Below are 26,807 nucleotides of genomic sequence, written 5' to 3'. Positions count from 1 at the left end.
GTCCCACGGCTCCCGGTCACGTGGTCAGGGACAGGCTCCGGGTCACCCGGCTCGCGACCGGGAGCAGCCGGGCCCGCAGCTCCCGTAGCCGGTCCTTGTGGTCCGCCGGCAGCGAGATGCCCAGCGAGCCGAGGGTGTCCCCGCGGTAGACGGGTACGGCGACGCACACGGTGCCGAGCGCGTACTCCTCCAGGTCCGTGACGGCCGGCGCCAGGGGCGGCGCGTCGAGCCTGCGGAGCAGCTCCGGCAGGCTGGTGACCGTCCACGGCGTGAGATCGGCGAGCCGGTGCCGGGACAGGTACTCCCGGCGGGCGTCCCGGCCCAGTTCGCGCAGCACGGTCTTGCCGAGCGCGGTGGCGTGTCCCGCGTCCTCGAACCCCACCCACAGGTCCACCCGTGGGGTGCGCGGGCCGTCGACGATCTCGGCCACCCTGATCTCGCCGTCCTCGTAGAACGTGAGGTAGGCGGCGGTGGACAGCTCGTCCCGCAGCGCGGCCAGCGTGGGGCGCACCCGGCTCAGCAGCGACTGCGGGCGGCCCGCCGCGTGCAGGGAGGTCAGCCGGTCGCCCAGCACGAAGCCGCCGTCGTCCAGTTTCCGCACATACCCGTCGTGCAGCAGGGTGCGCAGCAGGTGGTAGGCGGTGGCCAGCGGCAGCCGGGTCTCGCGCGCCAGTTGCTTGGCCGGCGCGCCGTTCTCGTGCGCCCCCACCGCCTCCAGCAGCCGGAGCGCCCGCTGCACGGACGTGATGAGGGTGGGGCCTTCCTGTGCGCCCATAGGACCAGGCTGCCTTGGGCACCGGGCGGGGGCAAGGCCGGGATCACCGGCCGAAAGAAGCCTTGCCGCGTTCCGGGGCACCGGCCGCGTTCCGGCGCGGGAAGGCCGCCATCTCCTGACCCACCCGGCACCGGGGGTCCCGGCCGGCCTACGCTCCAGTAATATCCGGCGGCAGGCCACCAGAGGAGGAACCGTGCCCCGGTCCGAACGCTCACCCCTGCTGCTCGCCGGCCTGCTGGCCGCCGCGGGGGCCGCCCACTTCGCCGTACCCCGGCAGTTCGACGCGATCATCCCCCGGACGCTGCCGGGACCGCCCCGGGCCTGGACCTACGGCAGCGGGGCCGTCGAACTGGCCCTGGCGGCCGGGATCGCCGCGCCCCGTACCCGCGCGGTGGCCGCGAAGGCGGCGGCCGCCTTCTTCGTCGGCGTGTTCCCGGCCAACGTACGGATGGCCGTGGACTGGCGCCACCGGCCGGCGCCGCTCCGGGCGGCGGCCCTGGCCCGGCTGCCCCTCCAGGTGCCCCTGGTGCTGTGGGCGCGCGGAGTGGCCCGCGGCGGAGAGGGGCGGTCGTGACCAGGCCCCTCGCGGTCGGGGACACGGCGGCGGACTTCGCCCTGCCCGACGAGACCGGGACCACCCGCCGGCTCGGCGGACTACTGGCCGGCGGGCCCGTCGTGCTCTTCTTCTATCCCGCCGCCCTCACCCCCGGCTGCACCGCCGAGGCGTGCCACTTCCGGGACCTGGCCGCCGAGTTCGCGGCCGTCGGCGCCCGGCCCGTCGGCATCAGCGGGGACCCGGTCGACAAGCAGCGGGAGTTCACCGACCGGCACCGCCTCGGCATGCCGCTGCTCTGCGACGCCGACGGCACGGTCCGCGAGGGTTCGGCGTCCGGCGCGGCTTCTCCCTGGCCCCGACCAAGCGCGTCACCTTCGTGATCGCCGAGGACCGTACCGTCCTGGAGGTCGTCCGCAGCGAGCTGCGCATGAACACCCACGCCGACCGGGCCCTCGCCGCCCTCCGCGCCCGTCGGGGGTGAGCGCGGGTCACTGGAACGGGCAGCCCGGGTTCGGGGCGTCCTCGTAGAGCGGGGAGCCGTGCGGCAGCACGTACAGCAGCTCCAGGACCACCGGGGTGTCGCCCAGATTGCGGCCGATGTGGACGTAGCCGGGGCCGGCCGCTTCCCGGAACGTCTCGCCGGGGCCGTACACGCCGTCCGACCGGCACGTGGCATCGAAGTGGCTGAGGGTACCCTGCCGCACCACGCCGTGCACCGGGCCGTCGTGATAATGCCATCCGGTGGCCTGACCGGGCGGGATCGTGGCCTCCCGCAGGATGTAGAGCCGCAGGTCATGAGGGACCCGACGGTGAGGACGCCGGTCACGGCGGTACGGAGTGCGGTGCGCATGCGAGCCTCCGGGGCGCGGGCGGATACCGCCGCAAACGTAACGCGAACCGGCCTCTGGGGGCCGAATCCTCGTATCCGGATGGGTGGCCGGGGCCCCTGCCGTGCGACGGGGCTCCGTCCCCGCCGGTGCCGGCGGCCACCTGGGCCAGTGTGCGGCCGGTGCGCACCGAGCGGGCCCGCCGGGGGTCGGGCGTGCCGTGCCCGGCCGGCCGGGCCGGTCCCTTGCGCACCAGCAGCCAGGCCTCCTCGCCGTCCGCGCCGCCCTCGCGGAACCGGGTCAGGGCGTACTCGCCGTGCAGCTTGGCGCCGTGCAGCCGGAAGGTGGCGTGCCCCCGCTCCAGGGACTCGGCGAAGTCCACCGGGCGCCCCCGGCGGTCGTGGCTGAGCGGTTCGTACGTCCCGTGGTCCCACACGATCACGGTGCCGCCGCCGTACTCGCCCTTCGGGACGACCCCCTCGAAGTCCTCGTACTCCAGCGGATGGTCCTCGGTGGGCACCGCCAGCCGCTTGTCCGCCGGGTTTGCGGACGGGCCCTTGGGGACGGACCAGGACTTCAGCACGTCGCCGACCTGGAGCCGGAAGTCGAAGTGCATCCGGCGCGCGTCGTGGATCTGCACCACGAAACGGGGCCGGCTCCCGTCCGCCGCCGTCGTCCGTCCCGCCGGCTCGCGGGTCCGCCCGAAGTCGCGTCTGGCGCGGTACGTCCGCAGCCGGTCCTCCGCCGCCACCTGTGGCTCCTTCCCCGCGTCCGGCTCGGGCGTCCCGGGTACCCGGGACGCCGCCCCCGATGCCGTGGTCACCCGGCGGGCCGCCACCCCAGGGCCGGGCCGAGCTTCGTCGCCATGTCCGTCAGGATCTGCGCGTAGTCCTCGTACTCGAAGGTGAACGGCAGCGCGAACGCCACCTCGTCGACCTCGCGGAACGCGGCGTGCGCCCGCAGCCGCTCGGCCAGCTCCGCCGAGGTGCCGACCAGGTCCGGCGCGAACAGCTGCCGTGCCGGGCCCTGCGGGGAGGCCGTGCGGGGCAGCCGCCGGGCCGCGTACTCCTCGTACTTGGCGCGCTGCGCGGGGCTCGCGGAGTCGGTCGGGATCACCACCAGCCCCTGGGAGACCCGGGCCGCCTCCCCGTCGGGATGGTGGGCCCGGAACTCCCGGATGAGGGACGACTGGATCGCGGCGAAGTCGGGCGGCCCGTCCGCGCCCTCGGTGCCCTCGGTGCCCTCCACCTTCACCACGCTGCTGGTCAGGAAGTTCATGCCGTGCTCGCCCGCCCAGCGCGCCGAGCGGAGGCTGCCGCCGCCGTACCACATCCGCCGTCCGAGCCCGGGGGAGTGCGGCTGGACGACGTCGGAGAAGACCTCGATCCCCTCCACCCCGCTGAAGTCGGTGGCGGGCTTGCCGCGCACCAGGTCCAGCAGCCGCCGCACCCGCTCGAAACCGAAGTCCTCCGCGTCGGCGGTGTCCGGGTAGAGGGCGTCCTTGACGTGCTCGTAGTGCAGGGGAGGGCCGACGCTGACGCCCGGGTTCAGCCGGCCACCGGACAGCACGTCGACCGTCGCCAGGTCCTCGGCGAGCCGCAGCGGGTTCTCCCAGCCGAGCGGCGTCACGGCGGTGCCCAGCTGGATCCGCCGGGTGCGCTGCGAGGCGGCGGCCAGGACCGCGACCGGGGACGAGATGCCGTACTGCAGATGCCGGTGGCGGACCCAGGCGCTGTCGAAGCCGAGCCGCTCGCCCAGCTCGATGATCTCCAGCGTGGACTCGTGGCCCCGCCCGGGGTCCGCCGCGTCGAACAGGCCGATGGTGAGGAAGCCCAGCTTGCGCAGCGGGCGAGAGGTGGACGGCACGGGTCCCTCCAGCGGTCGTGTGGCTGCTCCGCCCCGATTCTGGCAGGCGAGTGTGACAACCGTGTGATCAATCCGTCCGGGCCGCGGGCAGCGGGATCACCACCTCGTCCTCGACGGGGGGATCGAGTTCCTGTGCGAGGTTGCCCGTCGCGGCGAGACAGCGCAGCCGTACGGCGTCCGCGGTGACGTCCAGCCGCAGGAAGCTCTTGAAGAACGGCGGGCTGTAGGTGGCGGAGGACGGCGAGAACAGCTGGGTGTAGATCTTGCGCACGGGCAGCCGGAACCGGGCGGGGCGGTCGGGGCGGCGGCCGGTGCCGAGCAGGCCCGCGACCAGCCGGGTACGGCGGGTGACCCGGGCGTCGGGGCCGGGGGCGCGGGCCGGTTCGATGCCGAGCCGTTCCGCCACGACGGCCGCCGCCTCCTCCTCGGTCAGCCGGAAGAAGCGGCGCAGCCGCAGCCGGCGGCCGTACAGGCGGCTGTAGAAGGCGAGCGAGTCGCCGCGCAGCGGGTAGCAGCGGAACTCGCCTTCGCTGACGCCGCCGACCGACACCCGCGGGATGGTGTGCGTGGCGTGCGTGAACGCCCCGCCGCCGCCCGCCACGACGTACTGGATGGTGCGGCCGTCCACCGTCACCGGGTAGCGCTGGTAGTTGTGGATGTCGCCGCCGATCGCGGCCACATAGTGGTGTTCCGGGGCCCGGACGATGTCGTCCACCGTGCCGCCGCCCTCGATGGGGCACGGGTGGTGCTCGCCGTCGACGTACAGCGGCGAGCCGGTGACGAGGATCTTCGGCCGGGGCCCCCGGGATATCTCCCGCAGCCAGGCGCCCTGTTCGGCGTCGACCGTGCCCAGCAGGCCGGTGTCGATGCCGACGATCCGTACCGGCCCCGCGTCGATCGCCCAGTACGGGCCCGGCTGTTCGGCCCGCTGGCCCGGCGCCGACCGCAACGCCCGTGCGGCGGCGAACCGTTGCTCGTCGGCGGGGCGCGCCCGGTGCCACAGCAGGGAGCGCCACCAGGCGCGGGTCAGCGGACGGGGCCGGGGCTCGGGAGCCGGTGGCTGGGTGTCGGCGCAGAAGACCCGCATGAAGGCGCCGAGATCCTCGTACCAGTCGTGGTTGCCCGGTATCGCGTAGATCGGCCCCGGGTAGTCCTGGTAGGGCCGGAAGAACTTGTCGCCGTAGTCGCCGGCACTGCCGACGGGATAGACGACATCGCTGGCGAGCACCGCGAAGTCGGTTCCCTGAGCCGCCTTCAGGAAGCCGGGTACGACAGCGTATTGGGAGTCGCCGCCCTCGCCGGTGTCCCCGATGACCATGAAGGAGAACGACTCCGGTACGTCCCGCCGGATCACCTTGTCGGCGGGCGCCCCCGCCTCCGCCCGCCGGGCCACCCAGCGGCTGCGGGTACGGCCGGTGGGGTCGCCGAACCAGGACGCGAGAACGCCGTTGCGGGCGGCCCACAGGGTCCGCGGGTTCAGCCACGACAGTTGCTCGACGTGGTCCGGCATCAGCCGCCGGTAGGTGCCGGGCCGGGCCGCGCCCCAGCCGGCGCCCTGTGCGGTATCGCGTGAGGAGTCAGACACGCGGTGCACGGTAACAACGCCCTGGCAGGCCCCGGATGCCGGGCCCCGGCGCAACGGCCGTGCCGCCGGGGCGCGTTGTCCGTCGGCCGTCACCGCTTCCGGGCGAGTCCCCTGTGTTCGGCGACGACCTCAGGGGCCCGGGGAACCGGGCTCCGGCCGCCAGTGGGTGACCGGGACGACGCCGAGGTGACTGCCCGGCGGCAGCGCGCTCATCAGCTCCCGGCGGTCGGCAGGCCGGTGCCGACGTCCAGGAACTGCCGGATGCCCGCCTCGGTGACGGGATACGCGAGGGCGCGGCGCGGGAACGCGCGGCTGCCGCGGGCGACACACCCGCCGCCCACCTCCCGGTTCGCCTCGGCGGGCCGATAGGGAGAACCCTCGGTGTGACACCGCCCGCGGTCCCGCACCCGGTACGCCGGGTGCGGGACCGCGGGCGGTGTCAGCCGAGCGGGTCCAGCGTGAGATACGCCTGCCGCGGGTCGCCGTCGTGCACCAGGGACTCCTGGTGGCCGACGTCGTCGAAGGCGAACGCGTAGGCCTTGCCGTCGGCCGTCCGGGCGTGGACCGCGCGCGCGTACTGGTTGGTCACCGCGTCCTGGTAGAAGCCGGCCGTCGTGGCGTCCGGCTGGTTGGGGTTGACCAGCAGGGTGGAGCGGTTGAAACCGGCGCACAGCGTACGGGAGATGGGCCCGCGCACGGTGTCGTTGGGCGCGTCCAGCAGCTTGTGGCAGCCGAAGATGCTGGACGCGTCGGGCTTCTGGAAACTGGTGACGACCGTCCCGGCGGAGTTGGTGAAGTTCATGACGTTGCCCGAGACCCGGCCGTAGTACTTGGTGTTCGGCTGGTCGGCGAACGGCGTGACGGTCAGCGTCGACGTCGTGTACTTCTGCCAGACCCGGTTCACGTAGTCGTCCAGCACGTTCGCCGGCAGCGCCCCGGTCTCCACGCCGTACAGCGGGGACAGCGCGCGCAGCACCGTGCCGTCGGAGCGGGTCTGCACGAGGTTCGCCCAGCCGCCGGGCTGGGCGCGCAGCGCGGCGAAGAAGCCGCTCCAGCCACCGGACTTCAGATGCCCGGTCGTGGTCACAGCGCCGTCGGCGCGCTGCACCCCGACGGCGTACGGCGCCGAGAACATGTCCACCTGGGTGCTGTTGAGCCACAGCCCGGCGTCGTTGAGCGTGTACTCCGACCAGTTGAAGAGGATGTCGCGGTTGGGGTCGGACGGGTTCTGCACGGCCGGCTGGACCAGCCCGCCGGTGGTGAGCCGGAAGTCCAGCTTCCGGCCGTAGGAGAAGTAGATCCGGCCGGAGAACTTCGGGATGCGGATGGTCTTGGACTGGCCGGCGGCCGGGCCGGGTATCGCCGCGTCGGGCGCGGGTGTCGGCGGGTTGCCGCCGGCCGGCCAGGCGTGGAAGACGCCGTCCGCGTCGGCCCAGCCCTGCCGTCCCGAGGACAGCTGGGTGCCGAGGTCGTAGACGTAGACCGGTTCGGAACGGCCCGAGTTGTTGGTGATCTTCAGGGGGATGGTGTCGGGGACGGCCGCGTCGGCGCGGCCGGGGGAGCCGAGCGCGAGCAGTCCGCCGAGCAGCGCCGTGACAGCGGCCAGGGGCAGCGCGCCGCGCGTGAGCCTGTGAGGCACTCTCCACCTCCGTGGGGGGTCGGGGTCGTACGGAGTTGGTCCGTACCACTGTGAGAGCGCTCTCAGATTCGCGGCTGCGACGAGTTCATGTCAATGTCCGGGACGGGACGTGACCGGGCCGGTACCGGTGCCCACCGGTCGGTGGGCACCGGCACCGCGCGTCAGAACGTGCGCTTGAGCAGGTCGAGCAGGGCCGCCCAGTGCCGTTCGTCGGCCTCCCGGTGGTAGGCGGGGGTGTCCGCCTGGGTGTAGCCGTGGTGGGCGCCGGTGTAGACCTCGCAGGTGTGGCGCACGTCGGCGGCGGTCAGCGCCTCCTCGAAGCGCGCGATCTGCTCCGGTGGCAGCGACGCGTCCTCGTCGGCGTGCCCGAAGTACAGCTCCGCGGTGATGCGCGGGGCCTCCAGATGCGGGCTGTCCGGGTCGTCGGTGGCCAGGCCGCCGCCGTGGAAACCGGCCGCCGCCGCGACCCGGTCCGGGTGGGCGCCCGCCGTCCACAGCGCGAGCCGGGACCCCATGCAGTAGCCGGTCAGCGCGACCGGACCGTCCGCCACCAGCGGACTGTCGGCCAGCCAGCGCAGATAGGCGCCAGCGTCCCGCTTGACCAGGTCCGCCGTCAGACCGGCCAGCATCGGGCCGAGCCGCTCCCAGATGGTCGGGTCGGCGCCCGGGTCGATGAACTCGGGCAGGTCCACGACCGGCGCCCGGCCGAGCCGGTAGAACACGTTCGGCAGCAGCACGGTGTAGCCGGCCGCGGCCAACCGGTCGGCCATCGCCTTCAGGTGCGGTCGCGGGCCGTAGGCGTCCTGGTAGAACAGCACGCCCGGCCGGGGGCGGCCGTCGGCGGGGCGGACGAGGTAGGCGTCGGCGACGCCGTCCCCGGTCGGGATGTCGACATCGTCTCGCTGGACATCGGTCATGGGTGGACGGGCCCTCCCTCGGGACAACGGGCGGCGGGCGGCGGTGGCTCCCGCCGCCCTGGCTGCGACCATGCTGTCACGCGGGACCGGCGAGGCGCTGTCGGGTGCCGGGCGCGGTGAGCGGCGTGCGCGGCACCTGCCCGGCGCTCACTCGAAACGGCTGGTGTCGCCCGCGCCCCGCCGGACGATCTCCGCCTCCCCGCCGGAGAAGTCGACCACCGTCGTCGGCTCGGTGCCGCAGTCGCCGGAGTCGACCACCGCGTCCACCGCGTGGTCCAGCCGGTCCTTGATCTCCCAGCCCTGGGTCAGCGGCTCCTCCTCGTCCGGCAGCAGCAGCGTGCTGGACAGCAGCGGTTCGCCCAGCTCCGCCAGCAGCGCCTGGGTGACCACATGGTCCGGGATGCGCACGCCCACGGTCTTCTTCCGCGGGTGCATCAGCTTGCGCGGCACCTCGCGGGTGGCCGGGAGGATGAAGGTGTAGCTGCCGGGTGTGGACGCCTTCACCGCCCGGAAGACGTCGTTGTCCACCCGGACGAACTGGCCGAGCTGCGCGAAGTCCCGGCACATCAGCGTGAAGTGGTGCCGGTCGTCCAGCCGGCGGATGGCACGGATCCGGTCCATGCCGTCCCGGCTGCCCAGCCGGCAGCCCAGCGCGTAGCAGGAATCGGTCGGATATGCGATGAGGGCTTCCGAGCGCACCGCGTCGGCGATCTGGGCGATGCTGCGCGGTTGCGGGTTGTCGGGGTGCACGTCGAAGTACTTCGCCACCCGTCGAGCTTATGCCGTCCCGGCCACCGCACGCGCATCACGGACGGCCACCCGCCCCCCGCAGCACACGCGCAGCGCCCATTCTCGCTCGACCTCGGGTGCCGGTGGGGGATAAAGGGATACCTATGAAGTCATAGCTGTTTGACATGGGTATGTTGCCATACCTATCCTCGGGGGCATGCCCGGATCCAGCGCTCCCCAGCGGGACGTCGACAGCGTCGCTCCGGCGCTCGCCGACGCCCTGCCCGCGCTGTACCGGGCGCTGGACCGGCGGGTCGCCCGCGACTTCCCCCACCCCAAGCCGCCCGAGGGACACCTCAACCTGCTGCGGTACGTCGCCGAGCACGAGGGCGCCACGGTACGGGAGGCCGCCGAGGCTCTGCTGATGAAGCCCAACAACGTCAGTGCGCTGGTCTCCCAGCTCACCGGGCAGGGCCTGCTGGAGCGCGGGCAGGACAGCACGGACAAGCGGGTCGTACGGCTGCACCTGACCCCGGTCGCCCGGCGACGCCTGGCCGAGGTGCGCGCACTCCAGGTCGGTCACCTCACCGAAGCCCTCCTGGCACTGACCGAGGGCGAGATGGACGCGCTCGGTTCCGCCCTCGGGGCGCTCGTCTCACTGACGCACGAGCTGCGCGCCGCCGCGCACTGACCCGTACGCCCGCGCCGGTACGGCGACCAGCCGTCCCCGCACGCCCGTACCCGCGTACACCCGCACGTTCCGCTCCCTCGCGCCGCCACGGTCCGGGCCCGGACGCCTGTCCGCGTGTGCGCGCTCCGGCGTCCTCCCCACCCTTCCCGTAACCCTTTTCCACCCCGTATCAGACGAGGCTCAGTCATGCCGTCCACCTCCGTGGATCCCTCCGCCGTGCCCGCGGCACCGGCCACCGCCGCCGCCCGGCGGCGCGCCAACCCCTGGCTCACCCTGTGCGCCGTCGCGTTCGGCCTGTTCATGGTCCAGCTCGACGGATCCGTGGTCGCGATCGCCAACCCGGAGATCGGCCGCGAACTGCACGCGTCCACCGCCCAGTTGCAGTGGGTCACCAACTCCTACCTGCTGGCCCTGGCCGCCACCCTCATCCTCGGCGGCAAGCTCGGCGACCGGTTCGGCCGACGCACCTTCTACCTCGTCGGCGTCGCCGGATTCGCGCTGTCCTCCGTCGCCATCGGCCTGTCCGGCTCCATCACGGGCGTCGTCGCCTTCCGCGCGCTCCAGGGAGTCTTCGGCGGACTGCTGATGCCCAACACCCTCGGCCTGCTGCGGGCCGTGTTCCCGCCCCGCAAGTTCGGCATGGCCGTCGGCATCTGGGCCATGGTCTCGGCCGTGTCCACCGCCCTGGGCCCCATCGTCGGCGGTCTGCTGGTGGAACACGTCAGCTGGGAATCCGTCTTCTACATCAACCTGCCCATCGGCGTACTCGCCTGCGCCTTCAGCGCGTTCGTGCTGCCGCAGTCGAAGAACACCGCCGGACACGACCGCTTCGACGTCACCGGTGTCGTCCTGCTCGCGCTCGGCCTGCTCAGCGTCGTCTTCGGCGTCGTCAAGGGCGAGACGTGGGGCTGGACGTCCGCCGGCACCTGGGCCGCGATCGGCGTCGGCCTGCTCCTGCTCCTCCTCTTCGGCCGCCACGAGACCCGTGTGGAGCATCCGCTGCTGCCGATGCGGCTCTTCCGCAGCCGCGCCCTGACCATCGGCGCGGCCATCACCGCGCTCAACTTCTTCGTCATGCTGGGCGTGATCTTCTTCGTCATGCTCTACCTGCAGAACGTGCGCGGACTCACCCCCGTCCAGGCGGGCGTGCGGACCCTGCCGCTGAGCCTCGCCTCGCTCGTCGCCTCCCCGCTCGGCGCCGCCCTGACCGCGCGGTTCGGCGCCCGCTTCTGCATGCCGCTCGGCATGCTGCTCCAGGCCGCGGCCTGCTTCGCCCTGCTCACCTGGTCCGGCGACTCCTCGTACGCCACCATGTGGCCGCCGTTCGTCGCGCTCGGGCTCGGCGTCGGCATGGTGCTGTCCGCCTCCTCCGACGCGATCGTGGGCAACGCGCCCGTGCGGGACGGCGGCGTGGCCGGCGGCCTCCAGGCCACCACGCTGCAGATCGGCGGCGCCCTCGGCACGTCCGTGCTGGTCTCCGTCATCAGCGCCCGCGTCGGCTCGACCCTGCACACCGAACTGACCGGCGCCGGCGTGCCGGGCGGCCTGGCCGGGAAGCTGGCCGAGGCGAAGGACGCGGTGGCCATGGGCGTCGCCCCCGTCTCCCCGGGCATGCCGGACACGCTCCGGGCGGCGGTGATCGAGGGCAGCGGCCGGGCGTTCATGAACGGCGTGCACGCCTCCGCGGTGGTCACCGGCGTCCTCTGCCTGCTGGGCGCGGCCCTCGCGGCGACCGGCATGCGGAGCGGCACACCGGCCGAAAAGGAGTGAGGCCGACGCCGAGAGACGCGTGACGGTGGGTACGGCGACCGGTGTATCCGCCGCCGTGGCCCGACCGGCCAGCCTCGGGTCATACGCAGGCCCGCCGCGGGCCACACGCGGGCCGGTCGCGGACCGGCCCCGGGCAGGCGGTCGGTCACTGACGGCGGTGTGTCAGCCTCCGGGCGGGCCGGTGGTCACTCGCCGACGGTGGCGGGCCGAGCCCCGGCGGGCAGCCGGTCACCGACGGCGGTGCGTCAGTCCCCGGGCGGGACGACGGTCATTCGCTGACGGCGGTGCGCCGGTCCCGGGTGGATCGACGGTCGGTCACCGACAGCGGCGGGCCGGTCCCGGGTGGGTCGGGTCACTCGCCGATGGCGGTGCGCCGGTCCCAGGCGGGCCGGTGGCCACTCGCCGAGGTGGTGGGCCGGGCGGCGCTCCCTGGCCGGTATCCGGCCGGTCGGCCCCACACGGACCCGCTCTCACCAGTTCTCGGTCGCTCCGGGTAGTTTTTCGGATCGTCCGGAATTCGGCTGCGTACATCCGGGAATCCGGGGCATCCGGAATTCCGAGACGCCCGGGGCCCCCCCCACCCCGGGCGCGGCGTCTCCGCCGGCGGCTCCATCCCCCCGGGCCGCCGGCGGAGCCGTGTCCGGCGGCACCCGCCGCCCGGCCCGGCGGAGTCGAACCGGCAAACTCAAGAACCCGCCGGACTCATCGCACCCGCCCGACTCATCGCACTCGCCGGACCGGCGCACCCGTGCGGTTCGACAGGCCTGTCGGAGTCAACGGATCCGCCCTCCTCAACCCGCCAGCCGGACCGGGATCTCCTGCCAGCCGTGGGCGATGAACGACGGCACGTGGCGCAGTTCGCCGGCCGGGCAGGCCAGACGCAGGGCCGGGAAGCGGGAGAACAGGGCGGGCAGCGCGGTCAGCGCCTCCAGCCGGGCCAGCGGAGCCCCGATACAGCGGTGCACACCGATCCCGAACGCCATGTGGTCCTCGGCCGCCCGCGCCGCGTCGAAGACGGCCGCGTCCGGACCGTAGTGCGCCGGATCCAGGCCCGAGGCGGCGTACGTCGTGATGATCGCGTCTCCGGCCGGAATCGTCACGCCACCGACCGCCAGCTCCTCCACGGCGAACCGCAACGGCAGTGCGGCGATGGACGGATGCACCCGCAGGGTCTCGTCGACCACGGCGCCCCAGCCGATCTTCCCGGCGCGCACCGCGGCCAGCTGCTCCGGACCGGTCAGCAGGGCGACCACCGCGTTGCCGATCAGGTTGACGGTGGTCTCGAACCCGGCGCCGACCACCAGCAGCAGCGTGTGCAGCAACTCCTCGTCCGAGAGCCGGTCGCCGTCCTCGTCCCGCACCCGGATCAGCTCCGTGGTGATGTCGTCGCCCGGGTGGGCCCGCCGGTAGGCGATCAGCGCGCCGAGCACCGAGCCGACGCGTTCGCGTACGGAGGCCGCGACCTCGGGGCTCGGGTCGGAGGTGTCCATGAAGTCGGCGATGAGACGCGCCGCGTCGGGCCGCAACTCCTCGGGTACGCCGAGGAGTTCGGCGATCATCCGCATCGGCAGGGGATGCGCGAGCCCGTCGCGCAGGTCGACCACGCCGCCGTCGGCCCCCGCGGCCTCCAGCGCGTCCAGCAGTTCGGCCGTCAGCGCGGCCAGCCGGGGCCGCATCGCCTCGGTGCGCCGGTGGGTGAAGCTCGGCGCCACCAGCCTGCGCAGCCGGGTGTGGTCGGCGCCGTAGGTGGTCAGCATGTTGACCACGCCCACCCAGTTGGCCATCCAGCCCCAGGACGGATGCTCGTCCAGCTCCGGCCACAGCCGCCAGTGCCGGCGGGCGTCCTTGCTGACCCGGGGATCGAGGACGAGGGTTTTGAGGGTGTCGTAGCCGGTCGGAGCCCAGGCGGGGATGCCGCCGGGCAGCTCCACCGGCACGACGGGGCCGAGGGCGCGCAGCCGGGCGCTCTCCGCGGCGATGTCGGAGCCGAACGGGTCGAGGGCGATACGGTCGGTGACGGTCACGACGGTCTCCAGACTGGTCGGCCTTGCCTGAGGCGGTCCCGCTCCAGTACACCCCGTCATCGGCCGTGTGCACACCGCTTCGGTGTCATCCGGCCAGGAAACAGACCGAGTTCGGCTCCCTTCACCCGCCCTCCACCCCGCTCTCCGCCCGCCCCGGGTCCTCACCCGCCCCCGGTGTCAGCACCAGCATGGTCGCGTCGTCGCGGACGTCGTAGTGGCGTCGTACCAGGTCCTCCCACACCGCGCCGGGCAGCTCGGCGGACGGGGTGCCGGCCAGGGCGGTCAGCCGCTCGGGCAGCGGGTAGAACGTGCCGGCGACGTCCCTGGCCTCCCACACGCCGTCGGAGGCCAGGAACAGCCGGTCGCCCGGGTGGAGCGGCACGGCGACCTCCTTCGGCGGGTCGACGCCTACCAGCCCGATGCCCAGCGGCGGGGCGGGCGCGACGGTCACCTCCCGGGCCGCTCCCGGGCGCACCAGCACGGGCGCCGGATGCCCGCAGGCGACCACGCGTACCGCCGCCGTGCCGTCGGCGAACTCCAGCAGCAGGGCCGTCGCGAACAGCTCCGTGTGCCCCGCGTCCGCCGAATCCACCGCCAGCCGGCGGTCCAGCCGGGCCGCCACCGACTCCAGGTCCGGCTGGTCCAGCGCGGCCTCCCGGAAGGCCCCCAGCAGCGACACCACCGTGGCCACCGCCCTCAACCCGTGCCCCTGTACATCCCCCAGCACCGCGCGCACCCCGTGCGGCCCCGCCCGTACGTCGAAGAAGTCGCCGCCCACCAGCGTCCCGTCCTGCGCGGCCCGGTAGTAGGCCGCGCACCCGACCCGGCCCACCCGCTCCGGCAGCGGCGGCAGCACGGCCCGCTGCACCGCCTCGCCGATCGCCCGCTCGGTGTCCAGCTGGGCGTCCCGGCGGCTGCGCACATAGGACACGAACACACTCAGCGCGGCCACGAACACGACGGTCAGCAGATCGGTGTCGCCGGGGCGGTCCAGATGCGTGGCCGGCACGGTGAGCACCGCCACCACGCCCACGCCTAGCACCCCGGTGGTCAGCGGGCCGTACGACAGCACCGCCAGCGGCGGGATCGCGCCCAGCAGGAAACCGAGGTCGCGCGCGTGGGGCGTGATCAGCGTCGCCGAGCCGACGGCGGCGAGCAGCAGGACGGGCAGCACACGCACCCACCACGGCGGTGGCGCGCCCCGCAGCCAGCCGCGCTCCTTCCGGTTCCCGCGCGGCCACCGGCCGCGTACCGATCCCACATGCCCAAGCTACGCCGCCGCCGGCAACCGGCGCCTCGCGTGAGAAACCGGTGGACGCCCGCCCGGCCGCCCGTCTAGCCTGAGCCCGCCACGCCCGAGCCGGACGGAAGAAGGAGGCGAGTGTCATGCAGGAGAACGGCAACAGGCGCTCCCCCCTCCCCGTGCCCCGGGCGTGTCACGTCTGATCCGATGATCCGACCGGGAGCGTCGCCCACCCCACGCATCCCGGAGGAATCCATGACCGACCTGGTCATCCGCGCGCTCGACGACAGCAGCGCGGACCTGTTCCACACCATGCCCGACCCGCTCGCCCTGGGCGAGCGGCACCGCCGTACCCGCTACCGCCCCGACTGGCAGCGCGTCGCCCTGCGCGACGGCCGCACCGTGGCACGCGCCGCCTGGTGGGCCCGGCCCGAGGACGCCGAGCCCCTGCTGATCAACTGGTTCGACGTCGCCGAGGGCGAGCAGGAGGCGGGCGCCGCACTGCTGCGCACGGCGCCCTGGCAGACCCCCGAGCTGGAACTCGACCTGCCCGCCGGCTGGCGGGACGACCCGCACCTGCGGGCGGCGGCGGACATCCGCGCCGCCGCCGCGCGCCGGGCCGGCTACGCCCCCTTGGTGGAACGCTTCGTCTACCGCTGGACCCCGGACCGGGGCTTGCCCGAGCGGCCCGGACGGCTCGTCTTCACCGCCGAACCGGACGACGGCGTCTTCTACGACCTGCTGCGCCGCATCCACTCCGGCACCCTCGACGCCCACGCCCGCCGGACCATCGAGCGGCACGGTGTGGACCGGGCGGCCCAGGAGGACCTGGACATCTTCCACTGGTTCCCCTCGCCCCGCGAGTGGTGGCGGGTCGCCCGTACCCCGGAGGGCGAGCCGGTCGGCATCCACATCCCGGCCCGCAACCCCTCGGGTCCCTGCGTCGGCTTCATCGGAGTGGTGCCGGACCAGCGCGGCCACGGCTACGCCTACGACCTGCTCGCCGACTGCACCCACTTCCTGGCCGGACAGGGCGCGCGGTTCATCGCCGCCGCCACCGACCAGGGCAACCTCCCGATGGCCGCGCACTTCACCACGGCCGGCTATCCCGTCGTATGCGAACGCGTCAACTACTGGGCCACGCCCGACGGCCGGTGACGGAGTGAGGCGCTGACGGCGCCGAGCACCCGGACCGCGCCCGGCCACCGGTGACCGGGCGCGGTGCCGGCGGCGCCGGAGGCCCGAGAGCCGGGCCCCGAGCGGGGGCAGGGTCCCGGGAAACGGCCGCCTACTCCCTGGCGGCCGTGAGCCGGGCCTCCGCCGCGGCCAGGATCTCGGTGACCCGGAGACCGAACGTGGCATCGCAGGGGTGCGGACGGCCCGTGCGGGCGGCCAGCACCAGCGCGTCGGCGGCCCGGGAGAGCGCGGCGACCGCTCCCTGCGAACTCCCGGGCATGACCGACACGCCCGCCTCGCCGCGCAGTTCCACCTCGGCCCCGGCCGCCGCCGGCGGGGCCGTCAGGCTCAGTGTGAGCGAGCTGGACGCGCCGGTGGCGTGGTCGAGGACCAGATGGACGGTGTCCGCGGGACCGTGTGCCGCCGCCGCGACCCGCCGTACGTCGCCGAGGACCGGCAGCAGTACCGACAGGGCGTGCGGTCCGACGTCCCACAGCGCGCCCTTCTCCCGCCGCCACGGCGAGGCCGCGAACGGGCTGTCGCCCGTGAACACCGCGCCCAGCCAGTGCGCCCGCGCCGTGAACCAGCCCGCCACGGCGGCCTGTTCCCCGATCCAGGCATCCGGCTCCTTCTGGAAGCGCGCGGTGAAGAACACCACCGACGCCACCCCGGCCCGCTCCACCGCCTCCACCACGGCCCGGCCCTCGGCCGCCGACACCGCCAGCGGCTTGTCCAGCAGCAGATGACGGCCCGCGCCGGCCGCCCGCACCGCCAACTCCGCCTGCACCGACGGCGGCAGGGCCACCGCCACCGCGTCCACGTCGGCCAGCAGCGCGTCCACGTCGGCGTACGCGGTGACGCCGTACCGCTGCGCGAGCTTTGTGGCCGCCTGCGGCCGGCGCCCCCAGACCCCGGTGAACCGCAGCCCGGGGTGTCCGGCGAGGGCGGGTGCGTACGTCGCCCGCGCCCACGGGCCCGTCCCCAGCAGTCCGATGCGCATCTCACGTTCCCCTCTCACAGCCGTTCACCACCTCTTCAGGAGGGTGCGCCGCGCACGCCCCGCGCACACCCGTCGCCGGTACGTCCCCGCCCCGCGAGCCACTGGGCGATGGTGGCGGCGATCGGCTGACCGGTGTCCAGTTCCACGAAGCCGAACTGACCGGACTGGTTGCACTCCAGGAACCACCAGACGCCGTCCGCGTCCTCGGCGAAGTCGAAGGCGCCGTAAGCCAGTTCCGCACCCGCCATGTAACGCAGCACACCCTCGGCGACGCGCGCCGGCACGTCCGCCGGCAGCCAGGGGGAGACCGACGGGGCGAAACGGACGTCCACGTCGTCCGGATGGGCGTCCGGGTCGGCGGGTTTGCGGGCGGCCAGCAGCGTGTCGCCGACGACGGTGAGCCGGATGTCGGCCCGTTTGGCGATCCGCCGTTGCAGCAGGGTCGGGCCGTAGGCCACCGCGGTGAAGTCGGTGTCCGGCGCGACCCGGCTGGTCGGCACGGACCGGGGCGGCTCCTGCGGGTGCGCCCCGGAGACAGGCTTGACCACCAGATCCGGGAAGCGGTCCGCGAACTCCCGCGCCGCCTGCGGGAACGTCGTGATGAGGGTGGCCGGCACCGCGAGACCGCTGCGCTGGGCCAGGCCCAGCTGCCAGGGCTTGTGCCGGGCGCGGCGGGCGGCGTCCGGATGGTTCATCCAGCGGGCGTCGGTGCACCGCAGCATGCCGTACAGCGCCTGCGACGACTCCTCCGCCAGCCAGGCGGAGGGCTGGGCGGCACGGGCGGCCGGGGTGCCCGGTCTGCGCACCCAGACGGAGCGCAGACCGTCCATGCTCACCAGGCGCCCGCCGACGGACAGATGCCCCCGGCAGGCGCCCCGCACGTACTCGCCCGACAGCGCCACCCCGTTGGTCAGATCGGCGGGGTCGAGCCGGACGACGGGCACACCGGTCTCGCCCAGCCGGAGGACCACCATGTCCGCCGTCACGTCTTCCTCACTGGTCAGGATGAGTACGGTCATCTGTGGCGGCCGCGGCTCAGTCGTCGAAGTGCGTCTTGGAGCCGGCGGTCGAGGTCGTGGTCCCCAGTGCTCTCAACGTCGCGTGGTCGGTCGCGGCGATCCGCCCGTCCGGAAGGACGTTCAGTTGCAGCCCGGAGTCGTACGCGTACGGCGTGGTGACGTCCAACTGCACAGCGGGCCGCGCGTAGTTGAGCGTGAACGGTTGCATGGTCTCTCCCTGATTAGGCTGTCACGTCCTTATACGAATCGAACGAGTGATTGGTTGCCTCGCTCTCCGTGGCCACGGCTCGGAGCGCGCCGTGGACTCCTACCGCGCGAGCGTCTCCCGCGCCGCCGTCAGGGCCTGTTCGGCGTACCCGCGGCCGAACAGCACCGCGTGCACCAGCAGCGGGAAGAGCTGGTGCAGCCCCACCCGGTCCCGCCAGCCGTCGGCCGGCGGGGCCGCCTCCTGATAACCGGCGAGTACCCGGTCCAGGTGCGGGCAGCCGAACAATCGGAGCATCGCCAGGTCGGTCTCCCGGTGTCCGCCGTGCGCGGCCGGGTCGATGAGCCGGACCTCGCCGTCGGCGCCCCACAGCACATTGCCGTTCCACAGGTCGCCGTGCAGCCGGGCGGGCGGCTCGGCCGGACCCGCCACCTCCGGCAGCCGCGCGCAGACCCGCTCGAACACGGCCGCCTCGGCCGGGCGGAGCGTGCCGCGGTCGACCGCGTCGCGCACATAGGGCAGCACGCGGTGCTCGGCGTACCAGGCCGGCCAGTCGGTGCCCGGCGCGTTGCGCATGGGGGCCAGGCCGATGCGGGCGTCCTCGGGCCCGCCGGGCGGCGCCGCCCCGAAGCGCGGCGCGCCCGCCTGGTGCAGGGCGGCGAGGTCCTGGCCGAAGCGCAGCGCCGCCCCGGGGCCGGGGGATCCGGTCGGCACCCGCTCGGTCACCATCCAGTGTTCGTCGTGCCCCAGCACGGCCGGCACCCGGACCGCGCCCGCGGCGCCCAGCCAGCGCAGCCCCGCCACCTCGGCGCGCACCGCCCCCGGCCCGTCGCCCCGTTTGACCATCACCAAAGTACCGTCGTCCAGCAGCACCTCGGCGGGTGCGCCGGACGACGGCCGGGTCCTGGTGGCGGGACGCCCGGTGAGCCGGGACGCCACCTGTCCTGGATCCTCTTCACGGTTGACCACGGCCCCAGAGTACGGCCCCCAACAAGGGTGCCTCGCCAGGCCGTTCAACCACTGGTACGGCTGATGCCGGGCAAACGGATGAGGTGACCGGCGAGGGCTTCGAGCCGCTGCCGGCGACCGCCGGACCTCAGCGTCCGAGGGGCCCCGTCCCCCGGGTCGTTCCGACCGGATTCCCGGCCGGCAACAGCCCCGACTCCGCCACCACGCCGGCCATCGGCTCCAGCAGCACGGCCAGCCGCTCGGTGCGCTCGGCGCCCAGCACGGCCCACGGCCGCTCGGCCGCCGCGTCGGTCAGCGCCTCGGTCCGCGCGCGCAGGTCCGCGCCCGCGGGCGTGAGCGAACCGTCCGCCGCGAGCCGGCCGTCCGCGCGCAGCCGCGCCTCGGCCGCCGCCCACTCCTCGTCCGGCCACTTCCGCGTCTCGCGCAGGAAGTCCCCGTCGGACTCGCCGGCCGCCGCCTTGAGCACCATGGCCTCCACCGGCCCCAGCCCCAGGCCGACCAGCACCGCCACATGGGAGTCGCCCCGGTGCTCGCGCAGGGTCGTCAGGGCCTGCCACAGCCGGGCGGCGGGCCGCTTCGGACGGTCGAGCGCCTGGTTGGCGGCGCCCAGCACCCGGCCCGTGGTGTCCGCCGCGGCGGCGGCCTCCCATGCGAGGTCCGCGGCCTGCGTGAAGGCGGTCCCACCGACGACGTCCGTTCCGAACAGCCGGGCCATCGCCGCGTCCATCGCGTCCAGCCGGGCCGCGAGCACCTCCTCCGGGGCCGCGTACGCCCAGGCGTCCGGCAGCGCCCGGGCCACCCGCGAGGGGTGGAAGACGTAGAAACAGCTCGTCACCACCGACGGGGACGCCGCGCCGAGCGGGGCGGCGCGCAGCGCGAAGTACCCCATCCAGAACCCGCGCAGCCCGAGCGCGTCCGCCGCCCGGTGCGCCTCCGGCGCGAAGTACACGAGGTCGTGCACCGGCTCGTACCGCTCCCACAGCGCGCGCGCCCTTCCCTCCGCCACCGCTTCCTCCCGCCGGGTCCGCCTGCCGTACCGCCGTACGGAACCAAGCCTGCGTTATGACGCCGGTCATAACAAGGGTGCCGGTGCCACCCGGCGCCGGTCCGGCCGGCAGGCCTGGGCGTGCCTTCCCCGGCTCACTCCGGCAGGCGTACGGCCGCGCCGGCGATTGACCCGGACGAGGGGCCGCGAAGCGGGCGCGCTGGGGCAGACGGGTGGCATGGTGACCCGGCTGGGTGGCTCGGATGGTGTCCGCCGGGAGCCTCACTGACGGTGGTTCATGTCGAGACCGGGTCCATCCAGCTGATGAGGTATCCGCTGCCCGGTCACGGCGGAAGGACATCACTATGCGCTCTGCCCGCATGCTCCTGGCGACGGCGGCCACCACGGCCGCCCTCGCCTTCGCGACGCCCGGAGCCGCGTTCGCCGTTCCGGCCGAACACGACAGCGGTCGTGACGACTCCTCGTACAGCAGGGAGCACGACAGCGACTCCGACCGTGACAAGGGATCCGACAGCGACAACGACAAGGACTACGGCAACAAGCGCGACAGCGAAGGAGAACACGACGGACCGCGCGGCGGAATCCACACGGGTGGCGGAGCGCTCGCCGCGGTACGCAGCGGCGGCTGGGGCTCGGGAGACGACGACAGCAGGTTCGACCCCGAGAGCTACCGCGACAAGAGCGGGGACGACGACGGCGAGGAGAAGGGCGGCAAGGAGGAAAAGGGCGGCGGCAAGGGTGAGAAGGGGGGCAGGAGCGGCAAGAGCGAGTGGGGCGAGGACGAGGAGCGCGGCAAGCCGCGCGGCGGCATGCACACCGGCGGCGGCGGGCTCGCCACGCCCGGTGTCACCGCGGGCGGTCTCGCCGTGCTGGCCGTGGCCGCCACCGGCGCGTACACACTGCGCCGCAAGAAGGCGGCCGGCCCGGCGTCCTGACGGCCGCCGTCGTGCGCCAGGGGTCGCGGACACCGCCGGTGCGTCGGCCGGCCGGCGGCCCGCGCCCCCCCGCGCCCCCGCAGCGCGCCCGGACCGCCCGCGCCCGGACCGCTACCGCTCGCCTCCGCGCGCGGACCGGCTCCCGCCCGCCTCCGCGCGTCGCGGCGCCCCACCCGTGTCCGTACTGCCCCGATCCCCGTGCTGCCGTGCCCGAGTGAGGTGGTGTCCGATGGCAGCAGATCCTTCCGTGACCTCCCCGCCGTCGGCGGACGACCGGCGCTCCGGCTACGGCGGGCGGCTGACGCTGTGGGGGGCGGCGGCGGTCTTCCTCGCCGTCAGCCTGTTCGGCGGTCACCAGCCGGCCGGTGAGGCCGGGCCGCCCCGGTCCCCGGGTGCCGGGAGCGTAGACCCGGCCGGGCCCCGGCAGTCGGGCGAGGCGCTGCCCCGGCAGTCGGGCGAGGCGCTGCCCCGCTCCGCGCCGACCCGGCTGCGCGTCCCCGGCATCTCCGTGGACGCCCCCTTCACCACCCTGGCCCTCGGCCCTTCGGGCCACCTGGAGCCGCCGCCCGCGGGCGACACCAACCTCGTCGGCTGGTACGCCGACGGCGCCTCCCCCGGTGAACGGGGCACCGCGATCATCGCCGGGCACGTCGACACGGTGACCTCGGCGGCCGTCTTCGCCAACCTATACCGGCTGGAGCCCGGCGACCGGTTCTCCGTGGAGCGGGCCGACGGGCGTACGGCGGAGTTCGTCGTCGACAGCGCCGAGACCTTCGCCAAGGACGACTTCCCCAGCGAGCGGGTGTACGCGGACGCCGACCGTCCCGAGGCCCGGCTCATCACCTGCGCCGGGGACTACGACCGTACGGTGCGCGACTACACCGACAACCTGGTCGTCTTCGCCCACCTGGTCTGAGCTGCCGCCACCAACGGCCCGGGCCGGGTGGCCGGGGCCCGCCCGGCGGCCCGGGTACCGGTCAGGCGGCGGGGCCGGCCGCGAAGGGGCCGTCCGGGGCGAAGGCCAGCGCCGCGAACCGTTCGCCGATCCGGCGATGGCCGGCGGTGTCCGGGTGGAGGCCGTCGGGCAGCGGCAGCTCGGCGAAGTCGGCCTCGCCGTACAGCTCCCGGCCGTCCAGGTAGTGCAGCCGGGGGTCCCCGGCGGCCCGTTCGCGCACGATCCGGGCCAGCTCCTCCCGGACGACCTCCAACGTGAGCTTCCCGGCCGCCCGCTCGGCGGGATCCCCGGTGGCCCGGTACCGCAGCCGCCCCTCGCCCAGGGCCGCCGTATCCATGGCGGTGGGGCCGGGCGTGTCCTCGTGCATCGGGCACAGCACCGGCGAGACGACGAGCAGCGGGGTGTCGGGGTGGCCCTCGCGGACGGTGTCGAGGAAGCCGTGCACGGCCGGGCCGAAGGCACGCAGCCGCATCAGGTCGGTGTTGACCACGTTGATGCCGAGCTTGACGCTGATCAGGTCGGCGGGCATGTCGCGCAGGACGCGGGCGGTGAACGGGTCGAGCAGCGCGCTGCCGCCCAGCCCGAGGTTGACCGGCTCCACCCCGCCCAGGGCCGCGGCGACCGCCGGCCAGGTGGCGGTGGGGCTCGTCGCGTCGGAGCCGTGGCTGATCGAGCTGCCGTGGTGCAGCCACACCCGGCGGCCCCGGTCGGGTACGGGTTCCACGGGGGCGTCGGCGCGCAGCGCGACGAGCTCGGTGGTCTCGTTGTGCGGCAGCCAGATCTCCACGTCCTTGACGGTGTCCGGCAGGCCGGCGAAACGCACGGTGCCCACGGGGCCGGGCCGGTGCTCGGCGGAGCCGGTGGCCAGGTCGATGGTGAGGGTGTCGCCGTCGGTGAGGGAGGCGCTGCCGGCCGGGCGGCCGTCCACCAGCAGGTCGTAGACGCCGTCCGGGCGGGGCGGGGCGCCGGTGTAGACGCGCTTGGTCGGCACGGTGTCCAGCTCGACGGCGGTGGCGCGGGTGCGGAAGACCAGCCGTACGCCGGATGGCTGGGACTCCGCCAGGGCCAGCTGCGGGTCGGCGCACTGGGCGCGGGCCCGGGCGGGCAGCCGGTGCGGCAGCAGCCCGCGCGCGGTGCGCTCCAGTTCGAGGGCGCCGCGGATCAGACCGGCGGTGAGGGCAATGGTGTGCATCGTGTCTGCCAGGGGTGTCAGGGGCGGGCGGGCCAGTTGCGCAGCAGGGAGTCGAGGGCGTCCAGGATCCGGTCCCAGGACTCCTCGGAGTCGGGGGCGCTGTGGGCGAAGCCGCCGGCCGTCTCCAGGTCGACGTAGCCGTGGAAGACGCTGCCGAGGAGGCGTACGGCGTGGGTCTGGTCCGGTTCGGCGAGGTCGTAGCCGCGCAGGATGGCCCGGGTCAGCTGGGCGATCCGGACCCCCGCGCTGCCGGCCGCCGTCGCGTCGTCCAGCGGGTGGCGGGCCGCCGTGTAGCGGCCGGGGTGGGCGCGGGCGTAGTCCCGGCAGACGTTCGCGAAGGCGGCGAGGGCGTCCTTGCCGGACCGGCCGGCCAGTGCCCCGGCGGCGCGGTCGGCCATCTCCTCCAGCGCGAGCAGCGCGATCCGCGTCTTCAGGTCCTGGGAGTTGCGCAGGTGCGAGTACAGGCTCGCGACCTTCACGTCGAACCGCCGGGCCAGCGCCGAGACCGTCACCTGGTCGAAGCCGACCTCGTCGGCGAGTTCCGCTCCGGCCCGGACCAGCCGGTCCGTGGTCAGTCCCGCGCGCGCCATCGTCTTCCCTCCTGTCCGCCGGAGAGGAGTATGCAGTTTCCTAAAGGGTTTAGGCAAACGGGATCAATACTTAGGGCCGCCCGGTCCACGCCGGCGTCCCCCGTTCCCGCCGGGGTGCCCGGACACCCACTTTTTTGTGGGTACTTGGCAGCCCCGGCCGCCTGGGAGAAGCTGTTTCCCGAGGTCAGGGGCTGCCGGACAACGGACGAGGAGGTGACAGCCGAAGGCCCGTCAGGACGCTGCCGCCTCGCTCGGGCGGAGCCGGTCCAGACGGCGGTAACCCCACTCGGCCAGAGGGTTCAGCGCCGTGGCGAGGTCCTGGCCGAACTCGGTCAGCGAGTACACGGTCTTCGGCGGCAGCACATCGTGCACATCCCGGTGCACGAGACCGTCCTGCTCCATCTCGCGCAGTGCCTGGGTCAGCACCTTCTCGCTCAACCCGGGCAGCCGGCGGCGCAGTTCGCCGGGCCGGTGCGGGCCGGACTCCAGCAGCCACAGCAGTGACGTCTTCCACTTGCCGTCGATGACGGCGATCGCGGCGGTCACTCCGCAGACGTTCGGGTCCTGGGCACGGCTGCGCGTCATCGTCGTCCTCTTCATCTTTCCCGCGGCCACCGCGGCCGCTCTTGTCCACTGTTCACTATCACCACTTACGGAGTCGCAACATGTCGACAGCTGTGAATCTTCCTTCCGTCACCGTGCTCGGTCTCGGCCCGATGGGCCGCTCGCTGGCGGGCGCGTTCCTCAAGGCCGGACTGCGGACCACGGTCTGGAACCGCACGCCCGGCAGGGACCGGGAACTGACCGAGCAGGGCGCGGTTTCCGCGGCGACGGCCGAAGAGGCGGTGGCCGCCTCGGAGTTGACCGTCGTCTGCGTGGTCAACTACGACGCCTCCGACGCGATCCTGCGCCGCGAGGAGGTCACCCGCGCGCTGAAGGGACGTACCGTCGTCAGCCTGACCGCCGACACCCCGGAGCGGGCTCGGGACACCGCCGAGTGGGCGGCGGCCCACGGCATCGGTTACCTGGACGGCGCCATCATGACGCCCGCCCCCAGCATCGGCACCCCGGATGCCGTCTTCCTGCACAGCGGACCGCGCGACCTGTACGAGCGGTACCGGCCGGTGCTGGAGGTGCTCGGCGGGACGCACACCCACCTGGGGGAGGAGACCGGGCGCGCGGCCACCTTCGACATCGCGCTGCTCGACATCTTCTGGACCGCGATGGCGGGTTACGCGCACGCCGTGGCGATCGCCCGGGCGGAGGGCGTCACCGCCGGGGAGCTGGCCCCGTTCGCCCAGGGCATCGCCGCGATCCTGCCGCCCCTGTTCGAGGAGTTCGCACAGGACGCCGACGACGGCACCTACTCCGGCCGGATCAACCCCATCACCTCCGCGGTCTCCAGCATGTCCCACGTCATCGACCTCTCCGAGTCCCACGGCATCGACGCGGGCGTGATGCGCTCCGTGGAAGGCCTGGCCCGACGCGTCATCGGCCTGGGCCACGGCGGGGACGGGTTCATGCGGGTGGCGGAGATACTGGGCCGACACTGATCCGGGTGCGGACGGGGCGGTACTGGTCCGGACCTCTCCGCCACCCGGGTCGGTACCGCCCCGGGTGGCGGAGAGGTCCGGACGGCACTGATCCGGGGCGTGCGGGGCCGGTCGGCTGAGGGCACGGACACCGGGGCCGGCGGCGCGGATCGGGTGACCGGCGGTGCGGGCTTGGGGTCCGGTTCGCCCGGGGCCGTTCGGTCATCGCGCGTTCGGTGTCCGCGCCCGTGCGGGCCCGTGACTTGTGCCGTGCGGAACGTCATGGAACGCTTCGGTCCGCCGGCCGGCACCGCGTTCGCCCCGGGGTGCGCGGAACACCTGCGGTGGCACGGGTGCGGGGCGGCGGCGCGAAGGCCGTGCCCTCGGGCGCGCCGAGGCCCCGGCCGGCACACGCCGTCCCGCTGCCGCCGGGCCGGCCGCGGGAACGAACGGGGGAGTGGGCCGATGGAGCTGGAGCTGCGGCATCTGCGGGTGCTGTGCGCGATCGCCGACGCGGGCAGCGTGGGCCGGGCCGCCGCCCAGCTGGGCTACTCGCAGCCCGCCGTGAGCACGCAGCTCCGGCGCATCGAACGGCACCTGGGCGAACCGCTCTTCGAGCGCGGGCCGGGCGGGGTCCGGCCGACCCGGTACGGCGCCGAGGTCGTCGAGCAGGCCCGGGACGTGCTCGCGCGGGCCGCCGCGATCGGGCACCGCCCGGCCGCCGACCGCCCCCGCCGTACTCTGCGGGTGGCCGCGACCAACTCGCCGATGCTGTCCGGGACGGTCTCCCGGGTCCGCACCCGGCTGCCGGAACTGTCCCTGGCCGTGACCAGCGTCTACGCGTCCTCGCGGATCGTGGAGCTGCTGGAGGACGGCGCGGTGGACGCCGCCATCGCCGCCGACTACCCGGGCATGGAGCTACGGCACTCGGCCGCCGTACGGCACCGCGGGATCGTCACCGAGCCCACCTTCGTCGCCCTGCCCGCCCGGCACCGGCTGCGGCAGAGCCCCCAGGTGCAGCTCGCCGACCTCGCCGAGGACGCCTGGTTCGTGACCCCGGACGACGGCGCCGGCTGGCCGGGGGTGTTCTACGACGCCTGCGCGGCGGCCGGGTTCACCCCGCGTACCGTGCACGAGTGGCTCGGCGACCAGACGCAGTTGCAGAGCATGATCGCCGACGGTCTCGGGGTGTCCCTGGTGCAGCCGACGCTGCGGCCGATCCCGCACGTCGTGGTCAAGCCGCTGGCGGGCTCCCCGCTGTGGTGCCGCTATGTGCTGGCCTGGCGGCCGGACACCCTCTCCGACGACCTCGTGGAGACCGTGGTCCGGTCCGCCACGGACGCCTACCGCGATCTCGTCGTCCAGGCCCCCCACCTGCGTACCTGGGCCTCCCGCACCTGGAGTGCCGCCGGCGCGTAGAAGGAAACACCGCAACGGTCACGCGGTCCTGCCCGTCCACCGCGATCCGGGACGCTCCGCCGCGCCACCGCGGGAGAACCGGCGGTCCCGGACGGCGGGACACATGTGCCGCGCGTGGTTCCCGTCGCCCCCACCAGGTGGTAGACACGGCGGGGTCACGGTTCCTGTCCGCCAGCAGGAAGGTCAC

General features: G+C 74.2%; 24 protein-coding genes and 4 pseudogenes. 9 read left to right on the top strand and 19 right to left on the bottom strand.

Annotated features, from left to right (window positions below; genetic code table 11):
* Positions 1-16 precede the first annotated feature (16 nt).
* Positions 17-775 (bottom strand): IclR family transcriptional regulator, encoded by a 759-nt coding sequence (locus ABD350_RS32520; protein WP_344352526.1) that lies wholly within the window; start codon positions 773-775, stop codon positions 17-19.
* A gap of 193 nt (positions 776-968) precedes the next feature.
* Between ABD350_RS32520 and ABD350_RS32515 the strand changes: the two genes are divergently transcribed.
* Together ABD350_RS32515 and ABD350_RS32510 are read left to right on the top strand one after the other, a co-directional pair.
* Positions 969-1,349, top strand: a complete 381-nt coding sequence (locus tag ABD350_RS32515; protein WP_344352525.1) for a DoxX family protein — start codon at positions 969-971, stop codon at positions 1,347-1,349.
* Positions 1,346-1,812, top strand: a pseudogene (locus ABD350_RS32510) (peroxiredoxin). Before ABD350_RS32515 ends, ABD350_RS32510 begins: the two are co-directional and overlap by 4 nt.
* A 7-nt stretch (positions 1,813-1,819) precedes the next feature.
* Here ABD350_RS32510 and ABD350_RS32505 read toward each other — a convergent pair.
* From ABD350_RS32505 to ABD350_RS32470, 8 genes and pseudogenes are all read right to left on the bottom strand, one after another.
* Positions 1,820-2,127, bottom strand: a pseudogene (locus ABD350_RS32505) (cupin domain-containing protein).
* Between the two features lie 176 nt (positions 2,128-2,303).
* Positions 2,304-2,909, bottom strand: a pseudogene (locus tag ABD350_RS32500) (DNA polymerase ligase N-terminal domain-containing protein); the annotation flags it as partial.
* A 68-nt stretch (positions 2,910-2,977) separates the two neighbouring features.
* Complete coding sequence (locus ABD350_RS32495) at positions 2,978-4,024, bottom strand: LLM class flavin-dependent oxidoreductase (RefSeq protein WP_344352524.1); 1,047 nt, start codon at positions 4,022-4,024, stop codon at positions 2,978-2,980.
* A 67-nt stretch (positions 4,025-4,091) separates the two neighbouring features.
* Positions 4,092-5,609 (bottom strand): metallophosphoesterase family protein, encoded by a 1,518-nt coding sequence (locus ABD350_RS32490; protein ID WP_344352523.1) that lies wholly within the window; start codon positions 5,607-5,609, stop codon positions 4,092-4,094.
* 221 nt (positions 5,610-5,830) lie between these two features.
* Positions 5,831-5,935: pseudogene (locus ABD350_RS32485) on the bottom strand (SAM-dependent methyltransferase); the annotation flags it as partial.
* 113 nt (positions 5,936-6,048) lie between these two features.
* Positions 6,049-7,248, bottom strand: coding sequence for a glycoside hydrolase family 64 protein (locus ABD350_RS32480; protein WP_344352522.1), 1,200 nt, complete (start codon positions 7,246-7,248; stop codon positions 6,049-6,051).
* 161 nt (positions 7,249-7,409) lie between these two features.
* The gene (locus ABD350_RS32475; RefSeq protein WP_344352521.1) at positions 7,410-8,165 is read right to left on the bottom strand and encodes a dienelactone hydrolase family protein; all 756 of its coding nucleotides are present in this window, start codon (positions 8,163-8,165) and stop codon (positions 7,410-7,412) included.
* Between the two features lie 147 nt (positions 8,166-8,312).
* Positions 8,313-8,933, bottom strand: coding sequence for an L-threonylcarbamoyladenylate synthase (locus tag ABD350_RS32470; protein ID WP_344352520.1), 621 nt, complete (start codon positions 8,931-8,933; stop codon positions 8,313-8,315).
* Between the two features lie 178 nt (positions 8,934-9,111).
* Here ABD350_RS32470 and ABD350_RS32465 point away from each other — a divergent pair, with 178 nt between their 5' ends.
* Positions 9,112-9,585 (top strand): MarR family winged helix-turn-helix transcriptional regulator, encoded by a 474-nt coding sequence (locus tag ABD350_RS32465; protein ID WP_344352519.1) that lies wholly within the window; start codon positions 9,112-9,114, stop codon positions 9,583-9,585.
* 186 nt (positions 9,586-9,771) lie between these two features.
* Positions 9,772-11,355 (top strand): MFS transporter, encoded by a 1,584-nt coding sequence (locus ABD350_RS32460; protein WP_344352518.1) that lies wholly within the window; start codon positions 9,772-9,774, stop codon positions 11,353-11,355.
* A gap of 791 nt (positions 11,356-12,146) precedes the next feature.
* Here ABD350_RS32460 and ABD350_RS32455 read toward each other — a convergent pair.
* Entirely contained in the window at positions 12,147-13,379 is a 1,233-nt protein-coding gene (locus ABD350_RS32455; protein ID WP_344352517.1) for a cytochrome P450 family protein, read from the bottom strand.
* A 121-nt stretch (positions 13,380-13,500) separates the two neighbouring features.
* Positions 13,501-14,640: a PP2C family protein-serine/threonine phosphatase gene (locus ABD350_RS32450; protein WP_344352516.1), complete on the bottom strand. Its 1,140-nt coding sequence runs from the start codon at positions 14,638-14,640 to the stop codon at positions 13,501-13,503.
* Between the two features lie 237 nt (positions 14,641-14,877).
* Here ABD350_RS32450 and ABD350_RS32445 point away from each other — a divergent pair, with 237 nt between their 5' ends.
* Entirely contained in the window at positions 14,878-15,780 is a 903-nt protein-coding gene (locus ABD350_RS32445; RefSeq protein WP_344352515.1) for a GNAT family N-acetyltransferase, read from the top strand.
* Between the two features lie 130 nt (positions 15,781-15,910).
* Here the strand turns inward: ABD350_RS32445 and ABD350_RS32440 are convergent, their stop codons facing one another.
* The 5 genes from ABD350_RS32440 to ABD350_RS32420 form a co-directional block, all read right to left on the bottom strand.
* Positions 15,911-16,798, bottom strand: coding sequence for a Gfo/Idh/MocA family protein (locus ABD350_RS32440; RefSeq protein ID WP_344352514.1), 888 nt, complete (start codon positions 16,796-16,798; stop codon positions 15,911-15,913).
* 35 nt (positions 16,799-16,833) lie between these two features.
* Positions 16,834-17,817, bottom strand: coding sequence for an ATP-grasp ribosomal peptide maturase (gene tgmB, locus ABD350_RS32435; protein ID WP_344352513.1), 984 nt, complete (start codon positions 17,815-17,817; stop codon positions 16,834-16,836).
* A 16-nt stretch (positions 17,818-17,833) separates the two neighbouring features.
* Positions 17,834-18,025, bottom strand: coding sequence for a putative ATP-grasp-modified RiPP (gene tgmA / locus ABD350_RS32430; protein ID WP_020938095.1), 192 nt, complete (start codon positions 18,023-18,025; stop codon positions 17,834-17,836).
* A 99-nt stretch (positions 18,026-18,124) separates the two neighbouring features.
* Entirely contained in the window at positions 18,125-18,961 is an 837-nt protein-coding gene (locus ABD350_RS32425; RefSeq protein WP_344352543.1) for a fructosamine kinase family protein, read from the bottom strand.
* Between the two features lie 157 nt (positions 18,962-19,118).
* Positions 19,119-19,997, bottom strand: coding sequence for an SCO6745 family protein (locus ABD350_RS32420; RefSeq protein ID WP_344352512.1), 879 nt, complete (start codon positions 19,995-19,997; stop codon positions 19,119-19,121).
* 344 nt (positions 19,998-20,341) lie between these two features.
* On the opposite strand from ABD350_RS32420, the gene ABD350_RS32415 reads away from it, so the two are divergent.
* Together ABD350_RS32415 and ABD350_RS32410 are read left to right on the top strand one after the other, a co-directional pair.
* Positions 20,342-20,932, top strand: a complete 591-nt coding sequence (locus ABD350_RS32415) for a hypothetical protein (protein ID WP_344352511.1) — start codon at positions 20,342-20,344, stop codon at positions 20,930-20,932.
* 229 nt (positions 20,933-21,161) lie between these two features.
* Positions 21,162-21,848 (top strand): class F sortase, encoded by a 687-nt coding sequence (locus ABD350_RS32410; RefSeq protein ID WP_344352510.1) that lies wholly within the window; start codon positions 21,162-21,164, stop codon positions 21,846-21,848.
* 61 nt (positions 21,849-21,909) lie between these two features.
* Here the strand turns inward: ABD350_RS32410 and ABD350_RS32405 are convergent, their stop codons facing one another.
* From ABD350_RS32405 to ABD350_RS32395, 3 genes are all read right to left on the bottom strand, one after another.
* On the bottom strand, positions 21,910-23,079 hold the full coding sequence (locus ABD350_RS32405; protein ID WP_344352509.1) for a GDSL-type esterase/lipase family protein: 1,170 nt from the start codon (positions 23,077-23,079) through the stop codon (positions 21,910-21,912).
* 17 nt (positions 23,080-23,096) lie between these two features.
* Positions 23,097-23,669 (bottom strand): TetR/AcrR family transcriptional regulator, encoded by a 573-nt coding sequence (locus tag ABD350_RS32400; protein WP_344352508.1) that lies wholly within the window; start codon positions 23,667-23,669, stop codon positions 23,097-23,099.
* Positions 23,670-23,900: 231 nt separating this feature from the next.
* The gene (locus tag ABD350_RS32395) at positions 23,901-24,254 is read right to left on the bottom strand and encodes a winged helix-turn-helix transcriptional regulator (RefSeq protein WP_344352507.1); all 354 of its coding nucleotides are present in this window, start codon (positions 24,252-24,254) and stop codon (positions 23,901-23,903) included.
* Between the two features lie 80 nt (positions 24,255-24,334).
* Between ABD350_RS32395 and ABD350_RS32390 the strand changes: the two genes are divergently transcribed.
* Together ABD350_RS32390 and ABD350_RS32385 are read left to right on the top strand one after the other, a co-directional pair.
* A complete protein-coding gene (locus tag ABD350_RS32390; protein WP_344352506.1) occupies positions 24,335-25,222 on the top strand; it encodes an NAD(P)-dependent oxidoreductase in 888 nt (295 codons plus the stop codon).
* Between the two features lie 444 nt (positions 25,223-25,666).
* Positions 25,667-26,620, top strand: coding sequence for a LysR family transcriptional regulator (locus tag ABD350_RS32385; protein ID WP_344352505.1), 954 nt, complete (start codon positions 25,667-25,669; stop codon positions 26,618-26,620).
* Positions 26,621-26,807: the final 187 nt, after the last annotated feature.

This window comes from Streptomyces nogalater (assembly GCF_039532885.1).
Lineage (GTDB): Bacteria > Actinomycetota > Actinomycetes > Streptomycetales > Streptomycetaceae > Streptomyces > Streptomyces nogalater.
This window is presented reverse-complemented; position numbering and strand designations above follow the sequence as displayed.

Bases quoted from the DNA above. Each gene is read 5' to 3' on its own strand.
- ABD350_RS32440 (WP_344352514.1), bottom strand. From the start codon at position 16,798: ATGCGCATCGGACTGCTGGGGACGGGCCCGTGGGCGCGGGCGACGTAC.
- ABD350_RS32445 (WP_344352515.1), top strand. From the start codon at position 14,878: ATGACCGACCTGGTCATCCGCGCGCTCGACGACAGCAGCGCGGACCTG.
- ABD350_RS32400 (WP_344352508.1), bottom strand. From the start codon at position 23,669: ATGGCGCGCGCGGGACTGACCACGGACCGGCTGGTCCGGGCCGGAGCG.
- ABD350_RS32460 (WP_344352518.1), top strand. From the start codon at position 9,772: ATGCCGTCCACCTCCGTGGATCCCTCCGCCGTGCCCGCGGCACCGGCC.
- ABD350_RS32520 (WP_344352526.1), bottom strand. From the start codon at position 775: ATGGGCGCACAGGAAGGCCCCACCCTCATCACGTCCGTGCAGCGGGCG.
- ABD350_RS32475 (WP_344352521.1), bottom strand. From the start codon at position 8,165: ATGACCGATGTCCAGCGAGACGATGTCGACATCCCGACCGGGGACGGC.
- ABD350_RS32410 (WP_344352510.1), top strand. From the start codon at position 21,162: ATGGCAGCAGATCCTTCCGTGACCTCCCCGCCGTCGGCGGACGACCGG.
- ABD350_RS32405 (WP_344352509.1), bottom strand. From the start codon at position 23,079: ATGCACACCATTGCCCTCACCGCCGGTCTGATCCGCGGCGCCCTCGAA.
- ABD350_RS32395 (WP_344352507.1), bottom strand. From the start codon at position 24,254: ATGACGCGCAGCCGTGCCCAGGACCCGAACGTCTGCGGAGTGACCGCC.
- ABD350_RS32390 (WP_344352506.1), top strand. From the start codon at position 24,335: ATGTCGACAGCTGTGAATCTTCCTTCCGTCACCGTGCTCGGTCTCGGC.
- ABD350_RS32385 (WP_344352505.1), top strand. From the start codon at position 25,667: ATGGAGCTGGAGCTGCGGCATCTGCGGGTGCTGTGCGCGATCGCCGAC.
- tgmB (WP_344352513.1), bottom strand. From the start codon at position 17,817: ATGACCGTACTCATCCTGACCAGTGAGGAAGACGTGACGGCGGACATG.
- tgmA (WP_020938095.1), bottom strand. From the start codon at position 18,025: ATGCAACCGTTCACGCTCAACTACGCGCGGCCCGCTGTGCAGTTGGAC.
- ABD350_RS32465 (WP_344352519.1), top strand. From the start codon at position 9,112: ATGCCCGGATCCAGCGCTCCCCAGCGGGACGTCGACAGCGTCGCTCCG.
- ABD350_RS32415 (WP_344352511.1), top strand. From the start codon at position 20,342: ATGCGCTCTGCCCGCATGCTCCTGGCGACGGCGGCCACCACGGCCGCC.